The sequence below is a fragment of the Streptomyces sp. BL1 genome, from assembly GCF_057628045.1.
This window is the reverse complement of record NZ_JBXYWZ010000002.1, coordinates 5,673,212-5,696,875: the sequence shown is the minus strand read 5'-3', so window position 1 is coordinate 5,696,875 and position 23,664 is coordinate 5,673,212. Positions and strand designations below refer to the sequence as shown.

General features: G+C 71.7%; 21 protein-coding genes and 1 riboswitch. Of the genes, 8 read left to right on the top strand and 13 right to left on the bottom strand.

Features of this window, described 5'->3' with window-relative positions:
* The first annotated feature begins 19 nt into the window (after positions 1 to 19).
* The 5 genes from AC3AGO_RS25005 (at position 20) to AC3AGO_RS24985 (ending at position 5,392) form a co-directional block, all read left to right on the top strand.
* Positions 20 to 346, top strand: coding sequence for a hypothetical protein (locus AC3AGO_RS25005; protein ID WP_487822479.1), 327 nt, complete (start codon positions 20 to 22; stop codon positions 344 to 346).
* Positions 347 to 491: 145 nt separating this feature from the next.
* The gene (locus AC3AGO_RS25000; RefSeq protein WP_487824800.1) at positions 492 to 1,856 is read left to right on the top strand and encodes a sensor histidine kinase; all 1,365 of its coding nucleotides are present in this window, start codon (positions 492 to 494) and stop codon (positions 1,854 to 1,856) included.
* Positions 1,853 to 2,512 carry a response regulator transcription factor gene (locus tag AC3AGO_RS24995; protein ID WP_487822478.1) on the top strand — a complete coding sequence of 220 codons (660 nt, stop codon included), beginning with the start codon at positions 1,853 to 1,855 and terminating at the stop codon, positions 2,510 to 2,512. The genes AC3AGO_RS25000 and AC3AGO_RS24995 overlap by 4 nt, the downstream gene beginning before the upstream one ends.
* A gap of 91 nt (positions 2,513 to 2,603) precedes the next feature.
* Positions 2,604 to 4,022: an SLC13 family permease gene (locus AC3AGO_RS24990; RefSeq protein ID WP_487822477.1), complete on the top strand. Its 1,419-nt coding sequence runs from the start codon at positions 2,604 to 2,606 to the stop codon at positions 4,020 to 4,022.
* Positions 4,023 to 4,117: 95 nt separating this feature from the next.
* Positions 4,118 to 5,392 (top strand): glycerate kinase family protein, encoded by a 1,275-nt coding sequence (locus AC3AGO_RS24985; protein ID WP_487822476.1) that lies wholly within the window; start codon positions 4,118 to 4,120, stop codon positions 5,390 to 5,392.
* Here the strand turns inward: AC3AGO_RS24985 and AC3AGO_RS24980 are convergent.
* The 7 genes from AC3AGO_RS24980 to AC3AGO_RS24950 all read right to left on the bottom strand — a co-directional run bounded on the left by AC3AGO_RS24980 (position 5,326) and on the right by AC3AGO_RS24950 (position 13,518).
* Positions 5,326 to 6,801, bottom strand: a complete 1,476-nt coding sequence (locus tag AC3AGO_RS24980; RefSeq protein WP_487822475.1) for an aminotransferase class V-fold PLP-dependent enzyme — start codon at positions 6,799 to 6,801, stop codon at positions 5,326 to 5,328. The two genes, AC3AGO_RS24985 and AC3AGO_RS24980, sit on opposite strands and share 67 nt — an antisense overlap.
* A gap of 216 nt (positions 6,802 to 7,017) precedes the next feature.
* A riboswitch (SAM riboswitch) is annotated at positions 7,018 to 7,136 on the bottom strand.
* Between the two features lie 143 nt (positions 7,137 to 7,279).
* A complete protein-coding gene (locus tag AC3AGO_RS24975; protein WP_487822474.1) occupies positions 7,280 to 8,686 on the bottom strand; it encodes a wax ester/triacylglycerol synthase domain-containing protein in 1,407 nt (468 codons plus the stop codon).
* Positions 8,687 to 8,784: 98 nt separating this feature from the next.
* Positions 8,785 to 10,272 carry a sodium:solute symporter family protein gene (locus AC3AGO_RS24970; protein ID WP_487822473.1) on the bottom strand — a complete coding sequence of 496 codons (1,488 nt, stop codon included), beginning with the start codon at positions 10,270 to 10,272 and terminating at the stop codon, positions 8,785 to 8,787.
* Positions 10,272 to 10,634: a DUF3311 domain-containing protein gene (locus AC3AGO_RS24965; protein WP_487822472.1), complete on the bottom strand. Its 363-nt coding sequence runs from the start codon at positions 10,632 to 10,634 to the stop codon at positions 10,272 to 10,274. The genes AC3AGO_RS24970 and AC3AGO_RS24965 overlap by 1 nt, the downstream gene beginning before the upstream one ends.
* On the bottom strand, positions 10,631 to 12,313 hold the full coding sequence (locus AC3AGO_RS24960; RefSeq protein ID WP_487822471.1) for an amidohydrolase: 1,683 nt from the start codon (positions 12,311 to 12,313) through the stop codon (positions 10,631 to 10,633). Before AC3AGO_RS24960 ends, AC3AGO_RS24965 begins: the two co-directional genes overlap by 4 nt.
* Before the next feature lie 120 nt (positions 12,314 to 12,433).
* Positions 12,434 to 12,658: a DUF397 domain-containing protein gene (locus AC3AGO_RS24955; RefSeq protein WP_487822470.1), complete on the bottom strand. Its 225-nt coding sequence runs from the start codon at positions 12,656 to 12,658 to the stop codon at positions 12,434 to 12,436.
* Positions 12,655 to 13,518 carry a helix-turn-helix domain-containing protein gene (locus AC3AGO_RS24950; RefSeq protein WP_487822469.1) on the bottom strand — a complete coding sequence of 288 codons (864 nt, stop codon included), beginning with the start codon at positions 13,516 to 13,518 and terminating at the stop codon, positions 12,655 to 12,657. The genes AC3AGO_RS24955 and AC3AGO_RS24950 overlap by 4 nt, the downstream gene beginning before the upstream one ends.
* Before the next feature lie 177 nt (positions 13,519 to 13,695).
* On the opposite strand from AC3AGO_RS24950, the gene AC3AGO_RS24945 reads away from it, so the two are divergent.
* The 3 genes from AC3AGO_RS24945 (at position 13,696) to AC3AGO_RS24935 (ending at position 16,454) form a co-directional block, all read left to right on the top strand.
* Entirely contained in the window at positions 13,696 to 14,118 is a 423-nt protein-coding gene (locus AC3AGO_RS24945; RefSeq protein ID WP_487822468.1) for an ATP-binding protein, read from the top strand.
* A gap of 79 nt (positions 14,119 to 14,197) precedes the next feature.
* Entirely contained in the window at positions 14,198 to 14,926 is a 729-nt protein-coding gene (locus AC3AGO_RS24940) for a 3-keto-5-aminohexanoate cleavage protein (protein ID WP_487822467.1), read from the top strand.
* Positions 14,927 to 15,053: 127 nt separating this feature from the next.
* Complete coding sequence (locus AC3AGO_RS24935; protein WP_487822466.1) at positions 15,054 to 16,454, top strand: aspartate aminotransferase family protein; 1,401 nt, start codon at positions 15,054 to 15,056, stop codon at positions 16,452 to 16,454.
* 31 nt (positions 16,455 to 16,485) lie between these two features.
* On the opposite strand, the gene AC3AGO_RS24930 is transcribed toward AC3AGO_RS24935, so the two are convergent.
* From AC3AGO_RS24930 to qcrC, 6 genes are all read right to left on the bottom strand, one after another.
* Complete coding sequence (locus AC3AGO_RS24930; protein WP_487822465.1) at positions 16,486 to 17,904, bottom strand: amino acid permease; 1,419 nt, start codon at positions 17,902 to 17,904, stop codon at positions 16,486 to 16,488.
* 146 nt (positions 17,905 to 18,050) lie between these two features.
* On the bottom strand, positions 18,051 to 18,800 hold the full coding sequence (locus tag AC3AGO_RS24925) for an SDR family NAD(P)-dependent oxidoreductase (protein WP_487822464.1): 750 nt from the start codon (positions 18,798 to 18,800) through the stop codon (positions 18,051 to 18,053).
* Positions 18,801 to 18,878: 78 nt separating this feature from the next.
* Positions 18,879 to 19,943: an anthranilate phosphoribosyltransferase gene (gene trpD, locus AC3AGO_RS24920; RefSeq protein ID WP_487822463.1), complete on the bottom strand. Its 1,065-nt coding sequence runs from the start codon at positions 19,941 to 19,943 to the stop codon at positions 18,879 to 18,881.
* A 138-nt stretch (positions 19,944 to 20,081) separates the two neighbouring features.
* Positions 20,082 to 21,716, bottom strand: coding sequence for a cytochrome bc1 complex cytochrome b subunit (qcrB, locus tag AC3AGO_RS24915; RefSeq protein ID WP_487822462.1), 1,635 nt, complete (start codon positions 21,714 to 21,716; stop codon positions 20,082 to 20,084).
* The gene (gene qcrA, locus AC3AGO_RS24910) at positions 21,713 to 22,780 is read right to left on the bottom strand and encodes a cytochrome bc1 complex Rieske iron-sulfur subunit (RefSeq protein WP_487822461.1); all 1,068 of its coding nucleotides are present in this window, start codon (positions 22,778 to 22,780) and stop codon (positions 21,713 to 21,715) included. The genes qcrB and qcrA overlap by 4 nt, the downstream gene beginning before the upstream one ends.
* Positions 22,777 to 23,592: a cytochrome bc1 complex diheme cytochrome c subunit gene (gene qcrC / locus AC3AGO_RS24905; RefSeq protein WP_487822460.1), complete on the bottom strand. Its 816-nt coding sequence runs from the start codon at positions 23,590 to 23,592 to the stop codon at positions 22,777 to 22,779. The genes qcrA and qcrC overlap by 4 nt, the downstream gene beginning before the upstream one ends.
* Between the last annotated feature and the right edge of the window lie 72 nt (positions 23,593 to 23,664).

The following is a 23,664-nucleotide window of genomic DNA, read 5'->3' as shown; positions in this document are numbered from 1 at the left end:
GGCGGACAAGGTCGTCCGCATGGCCTTCTCACACCGCATCGCGACGCTCACGGCCGTCGTGGCCATCCCGCTCGGGATCGCGGCCACCAGCTACGCGCTGACCGACAGCCCGGATCCGCCCGCGTCACCGCCGAAGGTCGAGCTGGAGAGCGGGAGTCCCTCGCCCTCGAAGCCGGCCTCCCCCTCGGACCGCCCGTCGGCGTCCCCCTCGGACTCGTCCCCGGCCACCCCGGGCGACGAGTCCGTACCCCAGCCGTCCGCGACCGACGAGGGGTCCGACGATGACGACGACGGCAAGGGCGCTGGAGGAGGGGACGACGACGGACCCGGTGGAGACGACAACTGACGGCGCTCCGGACGGTGTTCACCGGCGGCATGCGGAACGGGACGGCACGGCACCCGGCGGCACGCAGGACGGCGCCGGGCACACCGGCCGTGCCCGCCGCTATGTGTCCGCGCGCGTCCGCATCGTGCTGTGGCTGCTGGTGGTCATGGCGGTGGCCCTCACCGCCGTCGCCGCCACCACCCGGTCGATCCTGCTGCGCGACGTGGACCAGCGCACGGCCCGGCTGCTGTCGCAGGAGACCGGCGAGTTCGCCAACTTCGTGGACCGCGGCCGCGATCCGGAGACCGGCAAGCCGTTCACCACGGCGCGCCGGCTGCTCACCGTCTTCCTGGAGCGGCAGTACGCCGACCCGGACGAGGAGCTGCTCGGCAGTGTCGACGGTTCCGTCATCCGGCAGCAGCGCGACATCCCCAGCCGTCTCCCGCTGTACAAGGACAAGGCGTCCCTGCGGAAGGTGGCGGCCGACAGGGCGAGTTCCGGCACGCTGCACCGCGCCGCCGGGGAGGTCCGCTGGGCGAAGGTCACCATCGAGCCGGGCGGCGCTTCGTCGCCGCGCGGCATGTTCGTCGTGGCCTTCCACATCGACCGCGAACAGCAGGGCGTCGAGGACGTGTTCCGGATACTGCTCGCCATCTCCGGGGTGGCGCTGCTGATGACCGTCTGTATCGGCTGGGCCGTGGCGGGCCGCATCCTGGCACCCGTACGCCTCGTCCGTACGACGGCCGCGCAGCTGACCGAACAGGACCTCACGCAGCGCATTCCGGTGCGCGGCCGGGACGACATCGCGGCCCTGTCCGCGACGTTCAACGGGATGCTGGACCGGCTGGAGCGGGCGTTCGCCGCGCAGCGGCAGTTCGTGGACGACGCGGGGCACGAACTGCGCACCCCCATCACCATCGTGCGCGGCCATCTGGAGCTGATGGGCGACGATCCGGCCGAACGGGAGGAGACCGTACGGCTGGTGACCGAGGAGCTCGACCGGATGAGCCGCATCGTCGAGGATCTGCTGCTGCTCGCCAAGGCCGAACGGCCCGACTTCGTCTCCCCCGGCCCCGTCGAACTGGCGGAGCTGACGGCCGACGTGTTCGTGAAGGCGCGGACGCTCGGCGAGCGCGACTGGCGGCTGGAGGGCGTCGGCGAGGGCACCGTACGGGTGGACGCGCAGCGCATCACGCAGGCGATGGTGCAGCTCGCACAGAACGCCGTGCAGCACACCGCACCGGGTCAACGGGTGCGCATCGGCTCGCGGTTGCGGGACGGAACGGCCGAACTGTACGTCGCCGACAGCGGCCCCGGCATACGCCCCGAGGACGCCGCGCTCGTCTTCGAACGCTTCCGCCGGGGCACCGCGCGGCGCGGTGCGCGGGGCAGCGGCGGCGCCGGGCTGGGGCTGTCCATCGTGAAGGCCATCGCGGAGGGCCACCCGGGCGGCCGGGTGGAGCTGCGCCGTACGGAGGGCGGGGGCGCCACGTTCGTCCTCGTCCTGCAGACCGGGGAGGAGCACACGTGAGCCGCATCCTGATCGTCGAGGACGAGGAGCGCATCGCCGCGTTCGTCGAAAAGGGCCTGCGTTCCAACGGGTTCACCACGACCGTCGCCGCCGACGGCCACACGGCCTTCGACTACGCGTGCACCGGCGGCTTCGACCTGATCGTGCTCGACATCGGGCTGCCGGGCAGGGACGGCTTCACCGTGCTGCGGGAGCTGCGCGAGTCCCGCGTGACGGTGCCGGTCATCGTGCTGACCGCGCGGGACTCCGTACGGGACACGGTGGCAGGGCTGGAGGGCGGTGCCGACGACTGGATGACGAAGCCGTTCCGCTTCGAGGAACTCCTCGCCCGGGTACGGCTGCGGCTGCGCACCGCGGCGCGGGCGCCGGAGGTCACGGTGCTGCGCAGCGGCGGTCTCTCGCTGGACCTGCGGACCCGCAGGGCGCGTGCCGACGAGCGGACGGTGGACCTGACGGCCCGTGAGTTCGTGCTGCTGGAGCTCTTTCTGCGGCATCCGGGCCAGGTGCTGTCCCGGGAGCAGATCCTGTCGCACGTGTGGGGCTACGACTTCGACCCCGGCTCGAACATCGTCGACGTGTACGTGCGCGCGCTGCGCAAGAAGCTGGGCGCCGAACGGCTGGAGACGGTACGCGGCATGGGCTACCGGCTGCCCTGAAGCGGCGGGCCGGCCGGGCCCGCGGCCCCGGTGAAGTTTCCTTCATGCGACCCTCATCGGCGGCTCACGGCGGCGCACCAGGCTGCGGTACATGTCCCCGACACTCCGCCAGGCGGTGTTCCTCTGCCTCGCGCTCAGTGCCTGCGCCGCACTCGCCGTCCCCGGGAACTTCCCGGGGCTCGGCGGTGACGCGCGGCTCACGCTCGCCGTGTTCGCGCTCGCCACCTGTGCCTGGATCGGCACCAGCATCGACGACACCTATATCGCTCTGGGTGCCGGGCTCGTACTCGCCACGACCGGCGTGATCAGCAGCAAGGAGCTGTTCGGCACCCTGGGCGACGAGACGGTGTGGCTGCTGATCTGCGCCTTCGTGCTGGCCGCCGCGGTGTCCCGTACGGGTCTCGCCGCGCGCGCCGCCGCGTTCCTCGTCAGCGGGGCCCGCTCCGTACGGCAGCTCGTGCACCTCACCACGGCGGCGCTCGTCGTGTCCGCGTTCGCCATTCCCGCCACCTCGGGCCGCGCGGCGCTCGCCCTGCCGGTCTTCCTGGCCCTGGCGAAGGTCCTCGCGGGCCGCACCCGGCTCATCGTGATGCTGGCCCTGCTGTTCCCGACCGTCATCCTGCTGTCCGCCGTCGCCACGCTCATCGGCGCCGGCGCGCACCTCATCACCGTCAACGTGCTGTGGGAGACGACGGGCGAGCACATCGGCTTCACGCAGTGGCTGCTGCTCGGCCTCCCGCTGGCCGTGCTGACCTCCCATGTGGCCGCGGAGATCGTCCTGTTGACGACCACCCGGCGTGCCGACCGGCGCGGCCCCGTGCACATCACCGCCGAGGACATCGAGGAGCACTCCGACACCCCGGTCACGGGCCCGCTCTCCCAGCACGAGGCCCGGTCGGCCCTCCTGCTCGTCACCGTGGTCGCCCTGTGGTGCAGCGAACCGCTGCACAGGGTGTCGCCCGCCCTCGTCGCCCTCATCGGCGCGGTCGTGGCGGCGTCCCCCGCGATCGGCACCGTACGGCTGAAGGACGCGCTGAAGACCGTCCCGTGGTCCCTGCTGCTGTTCATGGCCACCACCATGGCGATGGGCGTCGCGCTGTCCGATTCGGGCGCGGCACGCTGGCTGGTGGCCGGGCTGCCGGGCGGCGAGTCGGTGCCGCCGTGGGCGTTCCTGGGCGTGGTCGTCGTCCTCAGTACGGCCGCGCATCTGCTGCTGCAGTCCCGTTCGGCGCGCTCCAGTGTGCTGGTCCCGCTGGTGGTCGCCGCGGCGGCCGGCGCGGGGGTCAACCCCGTTGCGGCGGCGCTGGCTTCGACCGCCGCCGCCGGTTTCTGCCACACCCTTCCGGCGTCCGCGAAACCGGTCGCCCTGTTCTCCGACATTCCCGGTACGCCGACGTACGCGCCGCGCGATCTGCTGCGGCTGTCGGCCGTGCTCGCCCCGGTCAGCGCGCTGCTGGTGCTGCTCTTCGCGCTCGCCGTCTGGCCCCTGCTCGGCGTCCCCGTCCTGTGAACCCCGGCCCGGTGAGGAGCCCGGTCCGTGCAGCCCAGCCGGTGATGTCCGGCCCCGCGTGTCCCGCGAACCTTCCCTTTCCCGAGGAGTCCGCCGTGTCCCGAGCCACCGCCGTTCCCTATCACTTCACCGTCGCGCCGAGCGGATTCAAGGAGTCGCTGTCGGCCGAGGACGCGGCCAGTGCGATAGCCGAGGGGCTGCGCCGGGCCGCGCCCGCCGCGACGATCGACCGGATCCCGATGGTCGACGGCGGCGAGGGCACGGCGGAGGCGCTGGCCGGCGCGACCGGCGGCCGCCTGGTGCCGCTGACCGCCACGGGCCCGGTGGGCGCTCCCGTACGGACCCACTTCGCCGTTCTGGGCGCCACCGTGCCGGCCGTCCGTACGGCCGTGGTGGAGATGGCGGCCGTCGCGGGTCTGTCGCTCGTGCCGCAGGGGCTCCGCGATCCGGGCGCGACGACCACGTACGGGGTGGGTGAACTCGTCCGCGCGGCACTGGACTCGGGGGCCCGCCGCATCCTCGTCGGCTGCGGCGACTCGGGCACCTCGGACGGCGGCGCGGGCGCACTGCGGGCGCTGGGCGCGCGGCTGCTCGACGCGGACGGCGAGGAACTGCCGCCCGGCGGGAGCTCGCTGGCGCGGCTGGCCCGGATCGATGCGGACGGTCTCGACCCGCGGCTGCGGACGGCCGAACTGCTCGTCGCCTGCAACCCGTTCAACGTGCTGTGCGGGCGGCGCGGCGTCGCCCGTGTCTTCGGCCCGCAGAAGGGCGCGACGCCCGCACAGACCGAGCAGCTGTCACACGCCCTCGAACACTGGGCCCGCATCCTGGAGCGGGACCTCGGCGGACTGCTGCCGCCCGGCACCGACCTGCGGTACGGGCCCGGCACCGGCGCGTCCGGCGGGCTGGGCGCGGGCCTCGCGGCGCTCGGTGCCCGACTGCTGCCCCGGTTCGAGGTGCTGCTGAACGGGCTGGACCTGGACGCCCGGCTGGCCCGCGCCGATCTGGTCGTCACCGCGGAGGGCGCGCTCGACCACCAGACGCCGCGCGGCAAGGTGCCGGCCGAAGTGGCGCGCAGGGCCAAGCTGTCGGGCCGTCCCGTGCTCGCGCTGGCGGGCACGCTCGGCGAGGGCGCGCGCGAGGTGCACGCTGTCGGCGTCGACGCGTACGGGTCGATCCTGCCCGCGCCCGTCGGCCTGCCCGAGGCGCTGGAGCGGGCCGGGGAGTATCTGGCGGACGCGGCCGAACACGCACTGCGGATGGTGCTGCTCGGCACGCGCCTCGCCGGAGGCCCCGAGCCGGCTCAGCGGTCGCCGCGTCCGGACGGTGCCGTCGTGTCGGGCACGCAACGGCCGTCCTCCGTGCGGTAGTTCCAGCGGGCGCCGTCCGACACCAGCTCGCGCACCGCCCGTACGAACCGCTCCACGTGCTCGTCCGGCGTCCCCGCGCCGAAGCTCACCCGGATCGCGTTCAGCGACTTCTCGCCGGGCGCGGCCTCGGGGGCGCCGCACTCGCCGGTCTCCTGGTCCTCGGCGCCGATCAGGGTGCGCAGCAGCGGGTGCGCGCAGAACAGTCCGTCGCGTACGCCGATGCCGTACTCGGCGGACAGTGCGGCGGCGAAATGGGAGCTGTTCCAGCCGTCGACGACGAACGACAGCACGCCCACCCGGTCCGGCGTGCCGGAGCCGGCAGAGTCGCCCGAACCGCCGAACAGCGACAGCACGCGGACCTCCGGCACCCCGGCGAGACCGTCCTCCAGACGGGCGATCAGCTCCCGCTCGCGGGCGACGAGCCGGTCGAAACCGGCCTCGGTGAGCGCCCGGCAGGCGGAGGCGATGGCGTACGCGCCGATGACGTTCGGCGAACCGGCCTCGTGGCGGGCCGCGCTGGTCTGCCATTCGACGTCCACCCCGCCGTCGTCGCGGCGGGCCACCTTCCGGCTGGCGCCGCCGCCCGCGAGGTACGGCTCGGCCTGCTGGAGCCAGTCCGCGCGGCCGGCGAGCACGCCGGCGCCGAACGGCGCGTACAGCTTGTGCCCGGAGAAGGCCACCCAGTCGACGTCGGACTCCGCCAGGTCGACCGGGTGGTGCGGGGCGAGCTGTGCGGCGTCGAGCACGATGCGGGCGCCGTGCCGGTGCGCCGCGGCGGCCAGTTCGCGGACGGGCCAGATCTCCCCGGTGACGTTCGACGCGCCGGTCACGCACACCAGCTTCGGCCCCTTGGGCGCCTGATGCAGGGCCTCTTCGAGGGTGGCGACGGCCTGTTCCGGCGAGCGCGGGGCGTCCAGGTACACGGTGTCGTGCTGCCGCCACGGCAGGAGGGACGCGTGGTGCTCCGTCTCGAAGACGAACACCCGGGTGCCGGCGGGCAGTACGGACGCGAGGAGGTTCAGCGAGTCGGTGGTCGCACGGGTGAAGATCACCTGGTCGCCCTCGCGGCAGCCGGTGAATTCGGCGACAGTCCTGCGGCTCTGCTCGAACAGCTCCGTGGACAGCTGCGACAGGTAGCCGGCGCCGCGGTGCACGCTGCCGTAGTAGGGGGCGTACGCGGCGACGTCGTCCCACACGCGCTGCAGCGCGGGGGCGCTGGCGGCGTAGTCCAGTGCGGCGTACGTGACTTCGCCGCCGGTGACGAGCGGCACGCTGACGTCGCGGCCGAGCACGGGCAGCAGGGGCGCGGCGGCCTCCGCACAGGCGGGGTCGGCCGGTGCGTCCGAGGCGGAAGCGGCGGAGGCGGAGGCGAAGGGGGCGGTGCTGGTGGAGGAGGGCAGGAACGACATGGCGGAATCTCCCGTAACAAGGCAGGCGAGACACACGCGTGGCCGGCCGGTGGCGCGGGGCGCGTGGAAAGGGATGCGGAACGGGCGAGAACGTCACAGGACCCGAGGGGTCACAGGACGGTGCCCGGACAGAAACCGGAGAAGGGGCGCGGCGGCCCTATCGCATTCGCTGACTCACGAAGAGCTCCCTCGAAGACCAGGACCCCTGGAATGAGGGATCCGTGCTTGCCGCGGGCCTTGCTGCCGTGCGGCCTGGTCATCACCCGGGGCACCCCACCACGGAAGGAGGGTTGCCGGACAGCGGGCCGGGGCCTTCGTCGCTGTCACTCGTGACCTGCCGAGGAGTATGGCACACGTGATCACCCAATCCGCAAGGGTGTCCGTATGCCGGGACCGCGCCGGGGCCGTACGCCGGGCCTCCCGTACGGGTCCCCGCCGGGCCGGTCCGGGCTCCGGGAGCCCGGGCCGGCCCGTGCGGTCACACCGTCGCGTCGAGCTCGCGCAGCGCCTCACGGAGCGCGGAGGTCAGCCCCTCCAGCGGGAGTTCGGCCTCCGCCGCGCCGTGCAGCCCGAAGTGGACCGTCCCGCGGTACGGCGTCATGGCGACCGCCAGCGCGTGCCCCCTGGCGAGCGGGGCGAGGGGGTGCAGCGCGCGCAGCGGCGCACCGCCGAGCGTGAACGGAATGTCGGGCAGCGGCACATTGGTGGCCAGCGCGTCGAACAGCAGCGGTGCCCCGTCGCGCAGCAGCGGAGCGGCCAGCCTGTGCGCCGCGGGCGGCACCAGATCGGTCAGCAGGGCGAACGCGCCGGCACCGCGCCGCGGCCCGCGGTCCTTGTGCTCCAGCATGGCCGCCCGTACGGAGCGCAGCCGTGCCAGCGGATCCTCCTCGTCGAGGGGCAGCCGGACCAGGTGTCCGGAGAGCTGGTTGCCGAGCCGGGTGTCGCCGGGCCGGCGCCTGCTGCTGACCGGCACGAGCACCCGTACGGGGCGCGCCGCCGGGTCGTGCCCCGCGGCGAGCAGCCAGCCGCGCAGCGCCGACGACAGGACGGCCAGCAGGACATCGTTGACCGTGCCGCCGTGTGTCTTGCGTATCCGGTGCACCGCGTCCAACGGGAGCGTCGGAAAGGCGAACGCCCGCCGTCCGGCCGGCGCGTGCAGCGGACTGGCGTGCGGATGCAGGGCGTTGCCGACGGCGGCGGATCCGACGGAGGCCGCTATCTCGGCGGCCCTGCGGGTCCGGCGCGCCTGCCCGGGCAGTCCGCGCAGGGCGCCGACGGCGCGCCGCGGGTCGGCCAGACCGAGCAGCCCGGACAGCATTCCCGGCCCCCCGGACGCCTCCGCCTCCTCGGACGCGGGGGCGGGCACGGAGGCCGTCGGGGTGCGCCGCCGGCTCCGCTCCAGCGGGTCGAACAGGGCGGCGCCCAGTTCCATGGCGCGCAGCCCGTCGACGGCCGCGTGGTGGAACTCCGCCAGCAGGGCGAAACCGTCCTCGGCGGGCCGTCCCGTGGAGAAGACGTGCAGCCGCCACGGCGGTGCCCCGCGTTCCGTGTCCCCTCCCGCGGCCAGCGCCGACTCCCCCTCCAGCAGCCGCGCTTCGCGCAGTGCGGCAGCGTCGGCGACGCGCCGTACGTGAACGTGGAACCGTGCGTCGAAGTACGGCACGTCCCGCCAGCGCGGCCCGTCGAACGGGTTCCAGCCGTGCTGTACGGACTGCCGCAACCGCGGCAGTTCCATGGCCCGTTCGGCGAGCAGCCCTGCCAGGTCCTCCTCCGTACCGGTGTCCGCGCTCGGCCCGAACAGCGCGAGCGCCCCCAGGCGCAGTGGTGCCTCCCTCGACTCCAGCCCCCAGAAGGCCGCGTCGAGCGAGCTCAAATGGTCCTCCATATGGCGTCCCCTCCCCTTTGTCCGTCGCTGAACGACGTTCCCCGACAACACATTGTCAGGCACAGGTTGACGACGCGTTACCGTCAAAAGGAGCCCCGTCACACAGTGGACCCCTCCGTGAGGCCGGCCTCCTCGCCGGCGGGCTCCCCGCCGGCGTGCCGGTCTCCCGCGGGAGCCTCCGTCCGCCGTACGCCGAGGAAGGCGACCGGCTCCCGGGGAGCGGCGGGCCGCAGCACCGTCCACACGCCGAGCACGGCCAGATTGACGCCGACGGACACCAACCCGGGGTTCACGCCGCCCAGTTCGTCGCCCCGCAGATAGAGCGTGACGGCTGTCACGAGGCCGGCCAGCATGCCGCAGGCGACGCCGGCGGCGGAGGTACGCCGCCACCACAGGACGGAGAGCCATCCCGGCACCAGCTGCGCCAGCAGCATGTACGTGAGGTTGAGCACGGTCAGCATGAGGGCCGACGCGTACAGCGTGAGCACGGCCGCGAGCACGATGAAGCCGCCCACGATGAGGGTGGAGGCGCGCCGCTGCACTGCGGGCCGCGCGCGCCGTATCAGGGTGCGGGTGACGACGCCGCCGGCGTTGAGCGCGGTCACCGCGAGCACGAGCACCCCGCTCAGTGCGGCGCCGGCCGCGACGAGTCCGACGAGCCAGTCGGGCAGCAGTTCCCGGGCCGCCCTGAGGAAAACCGTGTTGGGGTCCTTGAGATCCGGATACTTGCCCAGCGCCCAGTAGGAGGCGAGGACGAGGAAGGGGAACATCAGCATGTAGAGCGGCATCCAGACCGTGGAACTCTTCACCGCCGACTCGGACTTGGCGGGGAAGATGTAGGCGGAGCCGAAGCCGAGGTAGAACACGACGGCCTGGAAGACGATGGTGGTCAGCGTGTACGTCAGTTCGTGACCGGCCAGTGTGACGCTCGGCAGCGGCACGGCGTGCGCTCCTGTGACCTCCTCCACCCCGCCGGCCGCGAGAACGGCGGCCAGTCCGACGGCCACCACGCCGAACACCATGAGGATGTCCTTGAGCACGGACACGAACGCGGGCGAGCGCACGCCGGACACGGCCACGTACAGGAAGCCGAGCAGCCCGGCGGCGATCACGCATTGCAGCGGGGTGAGGTGCATGCCGAGCGCGCCGAGCACGGTGCGCAGACCGATGAACTGGTACTGCCCCCAGGGGATCAGGGCCACCAGGATGGTGACGGCGGCGACGACTTCGACGGCGCGGCTGCGGAAGTGCCGGCCGAACAGCTCCGGCACGGTCATCGCGTCGTACTGCCGGCCGGCCCTCCACACCAGCGGGGCGAGGAAGTAGCCGAGGGCGTAGGCGAGCAGGATGTAGCCCATGAACCAGACGGCGGACGAGGCGCCCTCCGCGTACACGCCGCTCGGGAAACCGATCATGGCGCCGATGCTGTAGACCTCGCCGACGGCGAGGAAGTAGATCAGCCAGGCGGGGAACGACCGCCCGCCGACGAGGAATTCGGAGATTTCGCCGCCCTTGCCGATGCGGCCCGCGAGCAGCGCGAGCAGCATGGCGCCGGCCAGCACGACGGCGACGATCGCGGCCACCATCACAGGTCTCCCTTCGCCGCGGACTGCCCTGCGGACTGTCCTGCGGACTGCGCCGTCGGCTGGTCCGCGGTCCCCTCGGCTTCGCGGTAGTACGGCCTGTCGAAGACGTGCCAGCTCGCCCACAGGCACAGGGTGGTCAGCGGAAAGCAGCAGAAGACCCACAGGTAGAGCACGGGCAGACCGAGCACACGTGTGCCGGTTCCCGACAGTGCGAAGACGCCGCCGAGCAGGGCGAGTGCCGGAACGCCGAAGCCGATCACGACGCTGGGCCAACTGCGGATCCGCCGGGACGCGTTCACCTCCGGGCGCACCGGACGCTCCGGGTGCCCCGCCGTACCGGTGTGCTGGTGCGGGACGCTCATGCGGCGGAACCTCCCACCCTCTGTACCGGCTCACCGGCGGACCAGGCGACACGTCCGCCCACGACGGTGGCCTCCACCCGCAGGTCGCGCAGCGCGTCGGCGGGTACGGCCGTCGGGTCGGCGGACAGCACGGTCAGGTCGGCGAGTTTGCCGGTCTCCAGCGTCCCGGTGTGCTCTTCGTCGCCCGCGAGATACGCGGCGCCCGCGGTGTAGGCGTGCAGCGCGTCGGCCACGTCGACGGCCTGTTCCGGACCGAGCAGATGCCCGTCGCGCGTCCTGCGCGCGACCGCGCACCAGATGCCCTCCAGCGGCGGCACGGGGGTGACGGGCGTATCGGAGTGCAGCCCGTACACGATGCCGCGGCGGCGTGCGGAGACCAGGGGGCTGATGCGCCGGGCCCGGTCGGGGCCGAGCCACAGATCGCGGTGGCCGTCGCCCCAGTAGTAGACGTGCTTCACGAAGAACGAGGCGAGGACGCCCTGTTCGGCCATCCTGTCCAGCTGGTCCTCGCGTACGGTCTGGCAGTGCTCGATCCGGTGCCGCCGCACGGAACTGTCCACGCGCCGGTACGCGTCGACGATGGCCTCGATCGCCGCGTCCCCGTTGCCGTGCACGGCTGCCTGCCAGCCCGCGGCGTCCACGTCGGCGATCATCGTGGCCAGCTTGTCCGGCGGCTGGAGGAGCATGCCGTGCTCGTCCGGGGCGCAGTGATAGCCCTCGGCGAGGCAGCCCGTCTGCCCCTGCAGACTCCCATCGGCGATGATCTTCACGCCGGTGATCCGGAACCGGTCGTCGTCCGCCGCGGCGAGCTCGGCGGCCGGCGGCATCCGTCCGTCTTCGGTGGCGAACGCCTGGTGCGCGAGATAGCTGCGGATCCGGGTACGCAGCTCGCCGCTCGCCGACAGCCGCCGGTAGAGGGCGAGTTCGCCGGGGCCGCCGAACAGTCCGGTGCCGGTGTCGTGCACGGTGGTGATCCCGTTGGCCAGGTACTCGCGGTCGGCGAGCCGCAGCGCGTCGGCGACGGTCTCCTCGTCCGGCTGCGGCAGCTTCGAGTTGACGAGGAAGGCCGCCGTCTCGGTGAGCACGCCCGTGGCGGCGCCGGAGGCGTCGCGTTCGATACGGCCGCCGGGCGGGTCGGGAGAGTCGTCGGTGACGCCGATCAGCCGCAGAGCCGCCGAGTTGGCGACGCAGAAGTGCCCGGTGACGTGCGTCAGCACCACGGGGTGCGCGGGCGACACCGGGTCCAGGTCGTGCCGGGTGGGGTGCCGCCGGTCGGCGAGCAGGGTGTGGTCGTAGCGGTAGCCGCGCACCCAGTCACCGCGCGGGGTGTCCCGTACGACGGCGGCGAGCCGTTCCACGATGTCGGCGATCCGGTCGTTGGGCGGGGAGCCCGCGTCGAGGGGCGCGGCGAGCGCGAAGCCGAAGAAGACGGGGTGGTTGTGCGACTCCACGAAGCCGGGCAGCGCGGTACGGCCGTCCAGTTCCAGCACCTCGGTGCCGGGCCCGGCGAGCGCGGCGATCTCCCGGTCGCCGCCGATCGCGGTGATCCGGCCGTCCCGGGCGGCCAGCGCCGTGGCCCGGCGCCCGGCCGGGTCGAGGGTGAGCACGGTGCCGCCGAGGGCGACGAAGTCGGCGGGCTCGGATGCCGGTTCGGGCTGCGGTGGGGTGCGTGCGGGCATGGGCGGTCCCTCTCCCTTGGCGTGCGGCCGGGTGCGGCGGGCACACCATGGTGGGCGCACGGGGGCGGGAGGGCACAGATCCAGTACCGGCGGTTCGGATGAGTCCAGCCGGTCCGGCCGTCAGCCCTCCAGCCGGCCGGACTTGACCCCGTCCAGGAAGGCGTCCCAGGCGCCGGCGGTGAACCGGAAGGCGCCCAGCGAGGGCGACTTGGAGTCCCGTACGGCCACCGCGCCCGCACCGGCCCGCTGCCACTCGACGCAACTGCCGTTCGCGTCGCTGCTGTAGGAGGACTTCCGCCAACTCGCCTCAGGGAGCGCGCAGGACATCATCAGTACACCTCTCACCGGGTGCCGATCTCCCTCTCCGCACGGGAGATCAGCTCCATGGACTGCCGTGCCGACAGAGCGGCCGACCGGAGCTGGTCGAAGACCATGCGATAGCGGGCGACAGGGCCCTCCTCCTCCAGATACAGCCCGCCGTCCAAGTATTCGATGCCCACGACGTCCAGGTCCATGGGGTGCGGGTAGGCATAGAGGGTGAAGCCGCCCGCGAGCCCGATGTGCGCCCCCTGGGCGTAGGGGATGACCTGGATCGTGCGGTGCGGCGGACTGTTCACCTCCTTCAGGTGCCGCAGCTGGGCGGCCATCACCCCCGGGCCGCCGACCTCCTGGCGCAGGGTGTTCTCCGTCAGTACACAGACGTAGTGCAGGGGTTCGTCCCGTTGGAAGATCTTCTGTCTGCCCATCCGCAGCGCCACGTACGAGTCCAGGTCCTTGCCGCCCCCGTCGGGGAACTCGCGGATGACGGCCGTGGCGTACTCCTCCGTCTGCAGCAGGCCGGGGATCAGCAGCGGCTGGAACGCGCAGATCTGCGCCGCGTCGCTCTCCATGTCCAGGGCCTCCTGGAACGAGGAGTTCAGCAGATCGCCGTACTGCCGCCACCAACTGCGCCGCCGCGCCTCGGAGGAGAGCAGCACCAGGCCCTCGCGGAGCTTCGTGTCCCCCACCCCGTACAGCTCCAGCAGCGCGTCCAGTTCGAGCCGGGTGATGCGCTGGCGGCCCTTCTCGATGCGGCTGATCTTCGAGTTGTCGCCGTGGATGCGCCGGGCCGCCCGGTCCGGGGGGACCTGCGCGGCGACGCGCAGCGCCTTCAGCTCCGAACCCAACTTCCGTCGCCGGGCGGTGCGTTGTGCGAGAACGCCCATGTGTTCCTCCTGCCTGGCCTCGCATCAGTTTTGCGCAGGTGGAGGAAGGACACCCCGGTATTCACCCCATCGAATGAAAGAAATCCCGCGAAGCGCAATTCTTAGCTGTATCGCTTGTCCGGACCCCTCGGTTCAGGCCAGCGTATGCGCATCGCGACACACGGCAGGAGGCGCGTCATGGCTGTCGCCGACCGGGCCGAAGTGCCCCAGCAGTCCACGTTCACCTGGTCGTTGACCGTGCGCCTCGAAGAGATCGCGCACTTCCGCAGGCTGGCCGTGCAGGCCATAAGAGCGTGGGCGCAGCCCGACCGGGTGCGGGACCTCGTGCTGCAGGCCGTCACGGAGCTGCTCAGCAATGTGCACCGGCATGTCGCGGACCCCCGCTGCGTGCTGGAGCTGACCCGCGCGGCGGGAGCGGTGTACGTGGTGGTCGAGGACAGATCGTCGCAACTGCCGGTGGTCACCGAGCCGGACTGGACGGCGGAGAGCGGGCGCGGCCTGTGGATGCTGCGCGAGGCGGCCGCGGGGCTGGGGTTCGCGAGGACGGCGGGCGGCGGCAAGAAGGTGTGGGCGGAGGTACGGCCGGACCCCGTGCGGTGAGGTACGGCCGGACCCGAGCGGCGAGGTACGGCCTGATCCGGTGCAGTGAGATGCCGGTCCCGCCTGAGATGCTCGCGTCATGCTGCAGGTCTGTCTGAACGGCGCGCGGAGCCGTACGGAGTGCCCGGAAGTTCCCGTCCATCCGGAGGAGTTGGCGGCGGCAGCGGCCGACGCCGTCGCGGCGGGGGCCGGGGACGTACATCTCCACCCGAGGAACCACGACGGCGAGGACACACTGGAGCCGGTGTACGTGGCGACGGCGGTCACGGCCGTACGGGCCCTGGCGCCGGGCGTGCCGGTCGGGGTGACCACGGGGGCGTGGGCCGTGCCGGACGCGCGGGAGCGGGCCGAACTCGTCCGGTCCTGGACGGTGTTGCCGGACCACGCGTCGGTGAACTGGCACGAGGAGGGGGCCGGGCTCGTCGCGGAGGCGCTGCTGCAGCGCGGGGTCGGCGTGGAGGCCGGCCTGTGGTCGGGGACGGACGCGGTCGAGAGGTTCCGCGCCTGGCCCGGCACGGGGCACGTACTGCGGGTGCTGGCCGAGGTCACCGACACCGGGGCGGACACCGCGGCGGAGACGGCCGGCCGGCTGCTGGCGGACATCGACGAGGCCGTCCCGCAGTGCACGGTGCTGCTGCACGGCGAGGACGGCGGCGCCTGGGAGGTGCTGCGGCTCGCCGCGGAGCGCGGCCTGGCGACCCGGATCGGGCTGGAGGACGTGCTGCGGGACCCGGACGGCTCCCCCGTACGGGACAACGCGCAACTGGTGCGCGCCGCCCGGCAGATCGCCGGTGAGCGCGCCGCGTAATCGTCTTGCCCCGGGCCCGCTCCCGTGCCCGGCTCTTCATTTCTCCGTCCCGCGGGCCGCACGCTCTCCCTACCGGGCCGGTACGCCCCGTACCCGCCCTCCGCCGTCCCCCGGCACAGGAGGCACCGTGAGCAGTGCACAGCGCACCTCCCCCGAACAGCGCACCTCCCCCGACGAGCTCCGCGCCCGGGCGCGCCGTCATCTCGCCCCGCACTTCACCCGGGCCGAGGCCTGGCGCTCCCCTCAACTCCCCGTCATGGAACGGGGCGAGGGCTGTCACCTGTACGACGTGGAGGGGCGCCGCTGGCTCGACGGCCTCTCCGGGCTGTTCTGCGTCAACCTCGGGCACGGCCGCGCCGACCTGGCCGACGCCGCGTACGCGCAGCTGCGCACCCTCTCCTTCACGCACAACTGGGGCGCCGCGCATCCGCCCGCCATCGAGGCGGCGCGGCTCATCGCGGAGCGGGCGCCGGGCGACCTGGAGACCGTCTTCTTCGTCAACTCCGGTTCCGAAGCGGTCGAGAGCGCCGTGAAGTTCGCCCGCCAGTACCACCGCAGCCAGGGCGCCCCGGAGCGTACGAAGGTGATCAGCCGGCACATGGCCTACCACGGCACCACGCTCGGCGCGCTCTCCGTCACCGGGGTCCCGCACCTGCGCGAGCCGTTCGGGCCGCTCCTCGAAGGGTTCCGGCACGTCCCCAACACCCTGGGCCTGACCGGCGACTGCGGCCCCGCGGACGCGCTGGAGCCGGTACGGGCCATCGAGCGGGTCATCGCCGAGGAGGGCCCGGAGACGATCGCCGCGCTCGTCGCGGAGCCCGTGCAGAACGCCAACGGGGCGCTCGTACCGCCGCACGGCTACTGGCGGGAACTGCGCCGCATCTGCGACCGGCACGGCATCCTGCTCGTCGCCGACGAGGTGATCTGCGGATTCGGGCGGCTCGGCGAGTGGTTCGGCAGTGTGGCCTTCGACGTGGTGCCCGACCTGATCACCTTCGCCAAGGGGGCGACGTCCGGCTATCAGCCGCTGGGCGGCGTGATCCTGCGCGAGCCGCTGGCCGCGGCCCTCGCGGACTCCCCCGCCGGCGCCTTCACGCACGGCGCGACCTGGGGCGGCCACCCGGCGGCCACCGCCGTCTCGGCGGCGACGCTGCGCGCCATGGCGGCGGAGGACGTGATCGCGGGCGTACGGGAGCGGGCTCCCGTACTGCGCAAGGGACTTGACGCGCTGCACGACAGCCACCGGTGCGTGAAGGAGATCCGCGGCACCGGCTTCTTCTACGCGGTGGACCTGATGGCGGACCGGCACACGGGCCGCGAACTCGGCGCGGACGAGGCACGGCGGGTGCTGCGCGAGGTGCTGCCGGCGGCCTTCCGCCGTACGGGAGTGCTGCTGCGCGGCGACGACCGCGGCGGCTGCATGATCATGGTGTCGCCGCCGCTGGTGGCCGACGAGACGGTCCTCGCCGAACTCGTCGCGGGCATCGACGGCATGCTCACCGACGTGGAGGCCGCGATCGCGCCCTGACCGCACGCGGTCCGGCGAGCGGCCGGGCTCCTCACGCCTGCCCGTCCGCCCCGCGCCGCCGCCGGATCTCGTACGCCACCAGCACCACCGCCACCGTCAGCAGGCTGATCCAGAACTGCTGTCTGCTGTCCGGCAGAAACGCCATGGCGAGGATCACCGCGGCCATGCCGGCGATCGTGGCCCAGCTCAGCCAGGGGAACAGCCACATCCTCAGCGTCAGCCGCTCCGGTTCCGTCCGCTCCAGCCGGCGCCGCATCCGCACCTGCGCGAACGCGATCAGCAGATACACGAACAGCGCGACCGCGCCGTAGGAGTTGATGAGGAACTGGAACACCACGTCCGGCGAGGCCCACGCCGCCACCACCGAGGCGAAGCCGACGACCGTACCGGCGAGCAGCGCCCTGCGCGGCACCCCGCTCGCGCTCAGCCGGGTGAAGCCCTGCGGCGCGTCGCCGTTCCGGGTCAGCGCGAACAGCATCCGCGAGGACGTGTAGAGCGCCGAGTTGAGGCAGGACAGCACGGCCGTCAGCACGATCGCGTTCATCACGGTGGACACCGCCGGCACGCCCAGCCTGTCGAGGACCGCGCCGTACGGGCTGACCTCGATGGCCTTCGCGTCCCACGGCACGGCCGCCACCACGATGAACACGGACAGCACGTAGAAGGCGACGACGCGCAGGATGATGGAGCGCATCGCGTTCGCCACCGCCCGTTCGGGCTCGGCCGATTCGGCCGCCGCGATGGTGACGATCTCCGCGCCGGTGAAGAAGCCGATGCACGGCACCACGGCCGCCAGCACGGCGCCGATCCCCATGGGCGCGAACCCGCCGTGTGCGGTCAGAGGCCCCACGCCGCCCTGCGCGTCCGGCCACCAGCCGAGCAGCCACAGCGCGCCGAGGAACAGGAACACCACGATCGCGGCGACCTTGATCGAGGAGAACCAGTACTCGAACTCGCCGTACGAGCGGGCCGAGACCATGTTGGTCGCCGTCAGCAGCACCATCAGCACCAGGCTCACGGCCCACAACGGGGCGCCCGGCAGCCACAGTTGGATGATCCGGCCGCCGGCGACGGCCTCCACCGCGACCACGATCACGAAGAAGTACCAGTACAGCCAGCCCGTCAGAAAGCCCGCGCGGCGCCCCAGCATCTCCCGTACGTGGATGTAGAAGGAGCCCACTGCGGGCCGGGCCACCGTCATCTCGGCGAGCATCCGCATGATCAGTACGGTGAGCGCTCCGGCGATCAGGAACGAGACCACCGCGGCAGGACCGGTGGAGCCGATCACCACGCCGCTGCCGACGAACAGCCCGGCGCCGATGACCCCGCCGAGCGCGATCAGATTCATGTGCCGGCGTTTCAGGCCGGCGCGGAGCTCCCCGGGCCCGGCGGCCGACGTACCGTCAGCAGCCTTGCCCGCACGGTCCGTTGCCGTGTCCTCTACCGCCACTGCCCCATCCTCGTCGTCGGCTCCGGGGCACAGTCCGCACCCCGGAGCCGACGATTCCACAACAGTGTTGAGCCGCTGTTTCGCAGGATTGCCACAGTGCTGCGTTCACATTGCACCGCGTCAACCAGGCAGTCCCGCCCCGGGGTTCAGTCCTGCGGTGTGCGGTGCACGGCCTGTGCGGAGGCCTGGTCCCGGGGCAGTACGAGCATCGAGTCGATGTTCACGCGGCTGGGCCGGGACGCCACCCAGCCCACGCACTCGGCGATGTCCTCGGCCGTCAGCGGAGTCATCCCCTCGTACACCTTGTCCGCTTTCTCCTCGTCGCCGTCGAAGCGCACCAGCGCGAACTCCGTGCGCACCAGCCCCGGATCGATCTGGCACACCCGCACCGGCTGCCCCAGCATCTCCTTGCGGAGCACCTTCGTCAGTGCCGTCACGGCGTGCTTCGCCGCGTTGTAGCCGGCGCCGCCCGGGTACGGCTCCTGGCCCGCGAGCGAGCCGACCGTGATGACCTGGCCGTTCCCCGAGGCGATCAGCTTCGGCAGCAGCGCCTTGGTCATCCGCAGCGTGCCCAGCACGTTCGCCTCGTACATGGCCAGCCAGTCGTCCTCGTCGGCCTCCGCGACGGGGTCCGTACCGAGCGCGCCGCCCGCGTTGTTGACGAGCAGGTCGCAGCGCTCGACGGTGGCGCAGAACGCCTCGACCGACGCGGGGTCGGTCACGTCGAGGGTCTCCGCGCGCCCGCCGCACTTCCCGGCGACCTGCTCCAGGCGGTCCGCGCGCCGCGCGCCGAGCACCACCTCGTAGCCCTGCTCGGCGAGTTGCACCGCGGTGGCCGCCCCGATCCCGCTGCTGGCCCCCGTCACGACGGCGATCCGGGCCCTGCGCTCACTCATTCCCTGCCCTCTCTCTCGTACCGGTCCGCCGCCGAGCCTCGCAGCCCCGGCGGCGGACCGTACAGAAAACCCCTGCTCTCAGGCGTTGCTGGCCTGCACCCAGCGCTCCAGCGCCGCCTTCGCCGCGCCCGAGTCGACGGACTCCGCGGCACGCGGCAGCGCGGCGCGGATCTGCTCCGTCAGCGAGGCGTCCGTGGGGTCCAGGGCCACCAGCGCGGCAGCCGAGTTGAGCAGCACCGACTCGCGTACGGGGCCCTCCTCGCCGTCCAGCAGCCGGCGGGCGACCTCCGCGTTGTACGCCGCGTCCGCGCCCCGCAGCGCCTCGACGGGCACCAGCCCGATGCCCACGTCCCGCGGGTCGAAGGGCTCTTCGCGGACGGCGCCGTCCCGTACCACCCACACCGTGGAGGTCGCGGTGGTCGTCAGCTCGTCCAGGCCGTCGTCGCCGCGGAAGACCAGCGCCGAGGAGCCGCGCTTCGCGAGGACCCCCGCGATGATCGGGGCCATCCGCGCGTCGGCGACGCCGGTGGCCTGCGCCCGGACCCGGGCCGGGTTGGTGAGCGGGCCGAGGAAGTTGAAGGGCGTGGGCACACCCAACTCCCTCCGCGCCGTGGCCACATGGCGCAGCGACGGGTGGAACTTCACCGCGAAGCAGAAGGTGATGCCGGCCTCGGCCGCGACCTCCGCGACCCGCGCGGGCGTCAGTTCCAGATTGACGCCGAGCCTCTCCAGTACGTCCGAGGCGCCGCTGGCGCTGGAGGAGGCGCGGTTGCCGTGCTTGACGACCTTCGCACCGGTGCCCGCGACGACGATCGCCGACATGGTGGAGATGTTGACGGTCTTGGCCCGGTCGCCGCCCGTGCCGACGATGTCGACCGAAGGGCCGGGCACCTCGATGGTGTTGGCGTGCGCGTACATCGCGTCGACCAGACCGGAGATCTCCTCGACGGTCTCGCCCTTGGCGCGCAGCGCCACCGCGAACCCGGCGACCTGCGCGTCGCTCGCCTCGCCCCGCATGATGCGGTCCATCGCCCACGCCGTCGCGTGTTCGCTCAGGTTCTCGCCCGCCAGCAGGGCACTCAGCACGTCCGGCCAGGTGTGCGCCGCCGCGGTGTCGCCTCCGGCGGGGGTAACAGCGCTCATACGGATCACTCCTGGCGATAGGACGGATTCGGCCCCCACCTTATCGACCCCCGGGTACGCCGAAGGGCCGGGCTCCCGCGGGAACCCGGCCCTCGTGTGTGGCGTATCAGCCCGGCGCAGCGGCCGGTTTTGAGGTGATCAGTGGTGGCCGTGGCCGCTGGTGATCTCCTTGTACTCCTCGGCCGATGGCTTCTCGACCTGGGTCTGCTTGCCGTACATGCCCTTGGACAGCTTGGCGCGCAGCTTCTCCTTGCGGGAGACCTTCCGCTTGACGCCGTTCTCGTCCGTCATCGGGCCGATCTCGTGCGGCTTGACCTGCTCGTGTGCGGTGAGGGTGTGCAGCGCCTCCTGCGAGAGCGGCTCGTGGATCTCGACGAACTCACCGTGCGGCAGGCGCTTGATGATGCCGGACTCGCGTCCGTGCAGCACCTTCTCCTTGTCCTTCCGCTGCAGGCCCATGCAGATCCGGCGCGTCACGATGAACGTCACGATCGGCACCACGAAGAAGCCGATGCGCACGAAGTACGTGATGGCGTTCAGCGACAGGTGGAAGTGCGTGGCCCACAGGTCGTTGCCGCCGCCGACGAGCAGCACGAAGTACCAGCTGATCCAGGCCACACCGAAGGCGGTCCGGGTCGGCGCGTTCCGCGGACGGTCGGCGATGTGGTGCTCGCGCTTGTCGCCGGTCACCCAGGACTCGATGAACGGGTAGACCGCGATCGCGACCAGCACCAGCGGGAAGATGATCAGCGGGATGAACACGCCCAGTACCAGCGTGTGGCCCCACAGATTGACCTCCCAGCCCGGCATGAACCGGATGAGGCCCTCGGAGAAGCCCATGTACCAGTCGGGCTGCGCGTTCGTGGAGACCTGGTCGGGCCGGTAGGGGCCGATGTCCCAGATGGGGTTCAGCGTGAACGCCGCCGAGATGACCGCGATGACGCCGAAGACCAGGAAGAAGAAGCCGCCCGCCTTGGCCATGTAGACCGGCAGCAGGGGCATGCCGACCACGTTCTTGTTCGTACGGCCGGGACCCGCGAACTGCGTGTGCTTGTGGTAGAAGACCAGGATCAGGTGCGCCACCAGCAGGCCCAGCATGATGCCGGGCAGCAGCAGTACGTGGATGGAGAAGAACCGCGCAACGAAGTCGTGGCCCGGGAACTCCCCGCCGAACAGGAACATCGAGATGTAGGTGCCGATCACGGGCACCGACAGGATGGCGCCTTCCATGAACCGGACACCGGTGCCGGACAGCAGGTCGTCCGGGAGGGAGTAGCCGGTGAAGCCGGTGAACATGCCCAGCACGAACAGCAGGAAGCCGAACAGCCAGTTGATCTCACGCGGCTTGCGGAACGCGCCCGTGAAGAACACGCGCATCATGTGCACGAACATCGCCGCGAGGAAGATCAGCGCGGCCCAGTGGTGGATCTGCCGTACGAGCAGACCACCGCGCACGTCGAAGCTGATGTCCATCGTGGAGGCGAACGCCTCGGACATCTTCACACCCTGCAGCGGCACGTAGGCGCCGTGGTACTCCACCTCGTTCATCGACGGGTGGAAGAACAGCGTCAGATAGACGCCGGTCAGGATGATGATGATGAAGCTGTAGAGCGCGACCTCACCCAGCATGAAGGACCAGTGGTCCGGGAAGATCTTGCGCATGTTGGCCTTGGCGAGGCTGTAGATGCCAAGCCTGCCGTCGGCCCAGTCAGCGACCCGCTCACCTGCGGGCGCTTGCCGCTTGGTAGCGGTGCTGTCGGTTGCAGTACTCATCCGCGCTCCCAGAAGGCCGGACCGACGGGCTCCTCGAAGTCGCCCAGCGCTTCGAGGTAACCGTCCTTGTTGACGCTGATCTTCAGCTGCGGCAGCGGGTGACCGGCCGGGCCGAAGATGACTCGCGCACCGTCGGACAGGTCGAACGTCGACTGGTGGCAGGGGCAGAGCACGTGGTGCGTCTGCTGCTCGTACAGGCTGACCGGGCAGCCGACGTGCGTGCAGATCTTCGAGTACGCGACGATGCCCTCGTGCGACCAGTCGAGTTCGCGCTTGTCCTTGATGTCCTTCGGCTCGAGCCGGACGATCATCAGGGCGGCCTTGGCGATCTCGGTCTGGAACTCCTCGTCGTGCTCGTCGAGCCCCTCGGGCCAGGCGAAGGAGAGCGAGCCCACCGTGATGTCCTCGGGCCGGAGCGGCTCCTTGGTGTTCTCGTTGATGAGCATCTTGCCCTTGGTCCACGCCGTGTGCCGCAGCTTGTCCTCGGGCAGCGGCCCGAGGTCACGCAGCAGGACGAGGCCGGAGAGCGGCACCATGGCCATCGCGCCGAACATCGTGTTGCGGATGAGCTTCCGGCGGCCGAGCTGCGACTCCTTCGCGCCCTGCCGGAAGTCCGCCATGACCTTCTCGCGGACCTCGGGCTCCGCCGCGACGGCGTGCCGCTCGTCGACCATCTCCTCGTCGGACATCAGCGTGCGGGCCCAGTGGACCGCGCCGGCGCCGATGCAGAAGAGGGCGATGCCGAGGGTGACGCCGAGGGAGAAGTTCAGCGCGCTGATGTTGCCCAGCGGCCAGACCGTGATGATCTTCTCGACGGGGAAGGCCACGAAGCAGGCGATGAAGCCGATGGTGGCCAGCATGGACACCGTGAAGAGCAGGGCCACCGTGCGCTCGGAGCGCCGTGCGGCCTTCTCGTCGATGTCCTGCACGCGGTGCTCGTGCGGCGGGACTCCGGGATCGGCGAACGGATCGTCTTTCACCGTCACCGCGCCGTGAGCGTCGGCCTGCCCGTGCGGCAGGTTCTCGTCTGACACGTTCTCGTGTGATCCAGTCTGGCTACTCATGACTTCTTGGCCTTTGCGGTCCGAGCTGCGACCCAGACGGCGACGCCTACCATCGCACCGATGCCGAAGACCCAGGCGAACATGCCTTCGGCCACAGGGCCGAGGCCACCGAGGTTGAAGCCACCGGGGTGCTCCGTCTTCTCACTGTTCACCGTGTGCATGTAAGCGACGATGTCCTTCTTGTCCTTCGCCGTCAGCGTGCTGTCGGGGAAGGAGGGCATGTTCTGCGGGCCCGTCTGCATGGCCTCGTAGACGTGCTTGGGATCCACATTCTCGAGGCTGGGCGCGAACTTACCGTGTGTCAGCGCGCCACCCTTGCCGGTGAAATTGTGGCACTGGGCGCAGTTCGTACGGAACAGTTCGCCGCCCTTGGCGATGTCGGCCCCGTTGGGGTCGTACTGCTCCTTGGTGGGCTGAGCCGGACCGGAACCCAGCGAAGCGACGTACGCCGCAAGCTGGTTGGTCTCGTCCTGGCTGTAGACCTTCTTCTTCTTCGGCGCCTGGGCGCCCTGCTGCTGCATCGGCATGCGGCCGGTGCCGACCTGGAAGTCGACCGCCGCCGCGCCCACGCCGGTGAGGCTCGGACCGTCACTGGTCCCCTGGCCGCCGGTTCCGTGGCAGGAGGAGCAGCCGACGTCGTAGAGCTTCTTGCCCTCCTGGATGGCGAGGGACTGGCTCGACTTCTCCGGGTCGGCCTTCGCCTCGCCGGCGGGAGCAAGCGCGGCGTACAGCCCCCCGGTGGCCGCCAGCGCGAAGATTAGGACGACGAGCGCCGCCAGCGGATGGCGCCGTCGTGCGGAGAGCTTTTTCACGGATTACCCCGGTGTCAGGATCTTCTGCGTCGATGCTTCTGGCTGTGTCTTCTGCGGCCCCGGCCCGCGCTG

Bases quoted from the DNA above. Each gene is read 5' to 3' on its own strand.
- AC3AGO_RS24950 (WP_487822469.1), bottom strand. From the start codon at position 13,518: ATGGGCGTTCTCGCACAACGCACCGCCCGGCGACGGAAGTTGGGTTCG.
- trpD (WP_487822463.1), bottom strand. From the start codon at position 19,943: ATGAGCGCTGTTACCCCCGCCGGAGGCGACACCGCGGCGGCGCACACC.
- AC3AGO_RS25000 (WP_487824800.1), top strand. From the start codon at position 492: ATGGCGGTGGCCCTCACCGCCGTCGCCGCCACCACCCGGTCGATCCTG.
- AC3AGO_RS24925 (WP_487822464.1), bottom strand. From the start codon at position 18,800: ATGAGTGAGCGCAGGGCCCGGATCGCCGTCGTGACGGGGGCCAGCAGC.
- qcrB (WP_487822462.1), bottom strand. From the start codon at position 21,716: ATGAGTACTGCAACCGACAGCACCGCTACCAAGCGGCAAGCGCCCGCA.
- AC3AGO_RS25005 (WP_487822479.1), top strand. From the start codon at position 20: ATGGCCTTCTCACACCGCATCGCGACGCTCACGGCCGTCGTGGCCATC.
- AC3AGO_RS24965 (WP_487822472.1), bottom strand. From the start codon at position 10,634: ATGAGCGTCCCGCACCAGCACACCGGTACGGCGGGGCACCCGGAGCGT.
- AC3AGO_RS24960 (WP_487822471.1), bottom strand. From the start codon at position 12,313: ATGCCCGCACGCACCCCACCGCAGCCCGAACCGGCATCCGAGCCCGCC.
- qcrA (WP_487822461.1), bottom strand. From the start codon at position 22,780: ATGAGTAGCCAGACTGGATCACACGAGAACGTGTCAGACGAGAACCTG.
- AC3AGO_RS24945 (WP_487822468.1), top strand. From the start codon at position 13,696: ATGGCTGTCGCCGACCGGGCCGAAGTGCCCCAGCAGTCCACGTTCACC.
- AC3AGO_RS24980 (WP_487822475.1), bottom strand. From the start codon at position 6,801: ATGTCGTTCCTGCCCTCCTCCACCAGCACCGCCCCCTTCGCCTCCGCC.
- AC3AGO_RS24940 (WP_487822467.1), top strand. From the start codon at position 14,198: ATGCTGCAGGTCTGTCTGAACGGCGCGCGGAGCCGTACGGAGTGCCCG.
- AC3AGO_RS24970 (WP_487822473.1), bottom strand. From the start codon at position 10,272: ATGGTGGCCGCGATCGTCGCCGTCGTGCTGGCCGGCGCCATGCTGCTC.
- AC3AGO_RS24990 (WP_487822477.1), top strand. From the start codon at position 2,604: ATGTCCCCGACACTCCGCCAGGCGGTGTTCCTCTGCCTCGCGCTCAGT.
- AC3AGO_RS24975 (WP_487822474.1), bottom strand. From the start codon at position 8,686: ATGGAGGACCATTTGAGCTCGCTCGACGCGGCCTTCTGGGGGCTGGAG.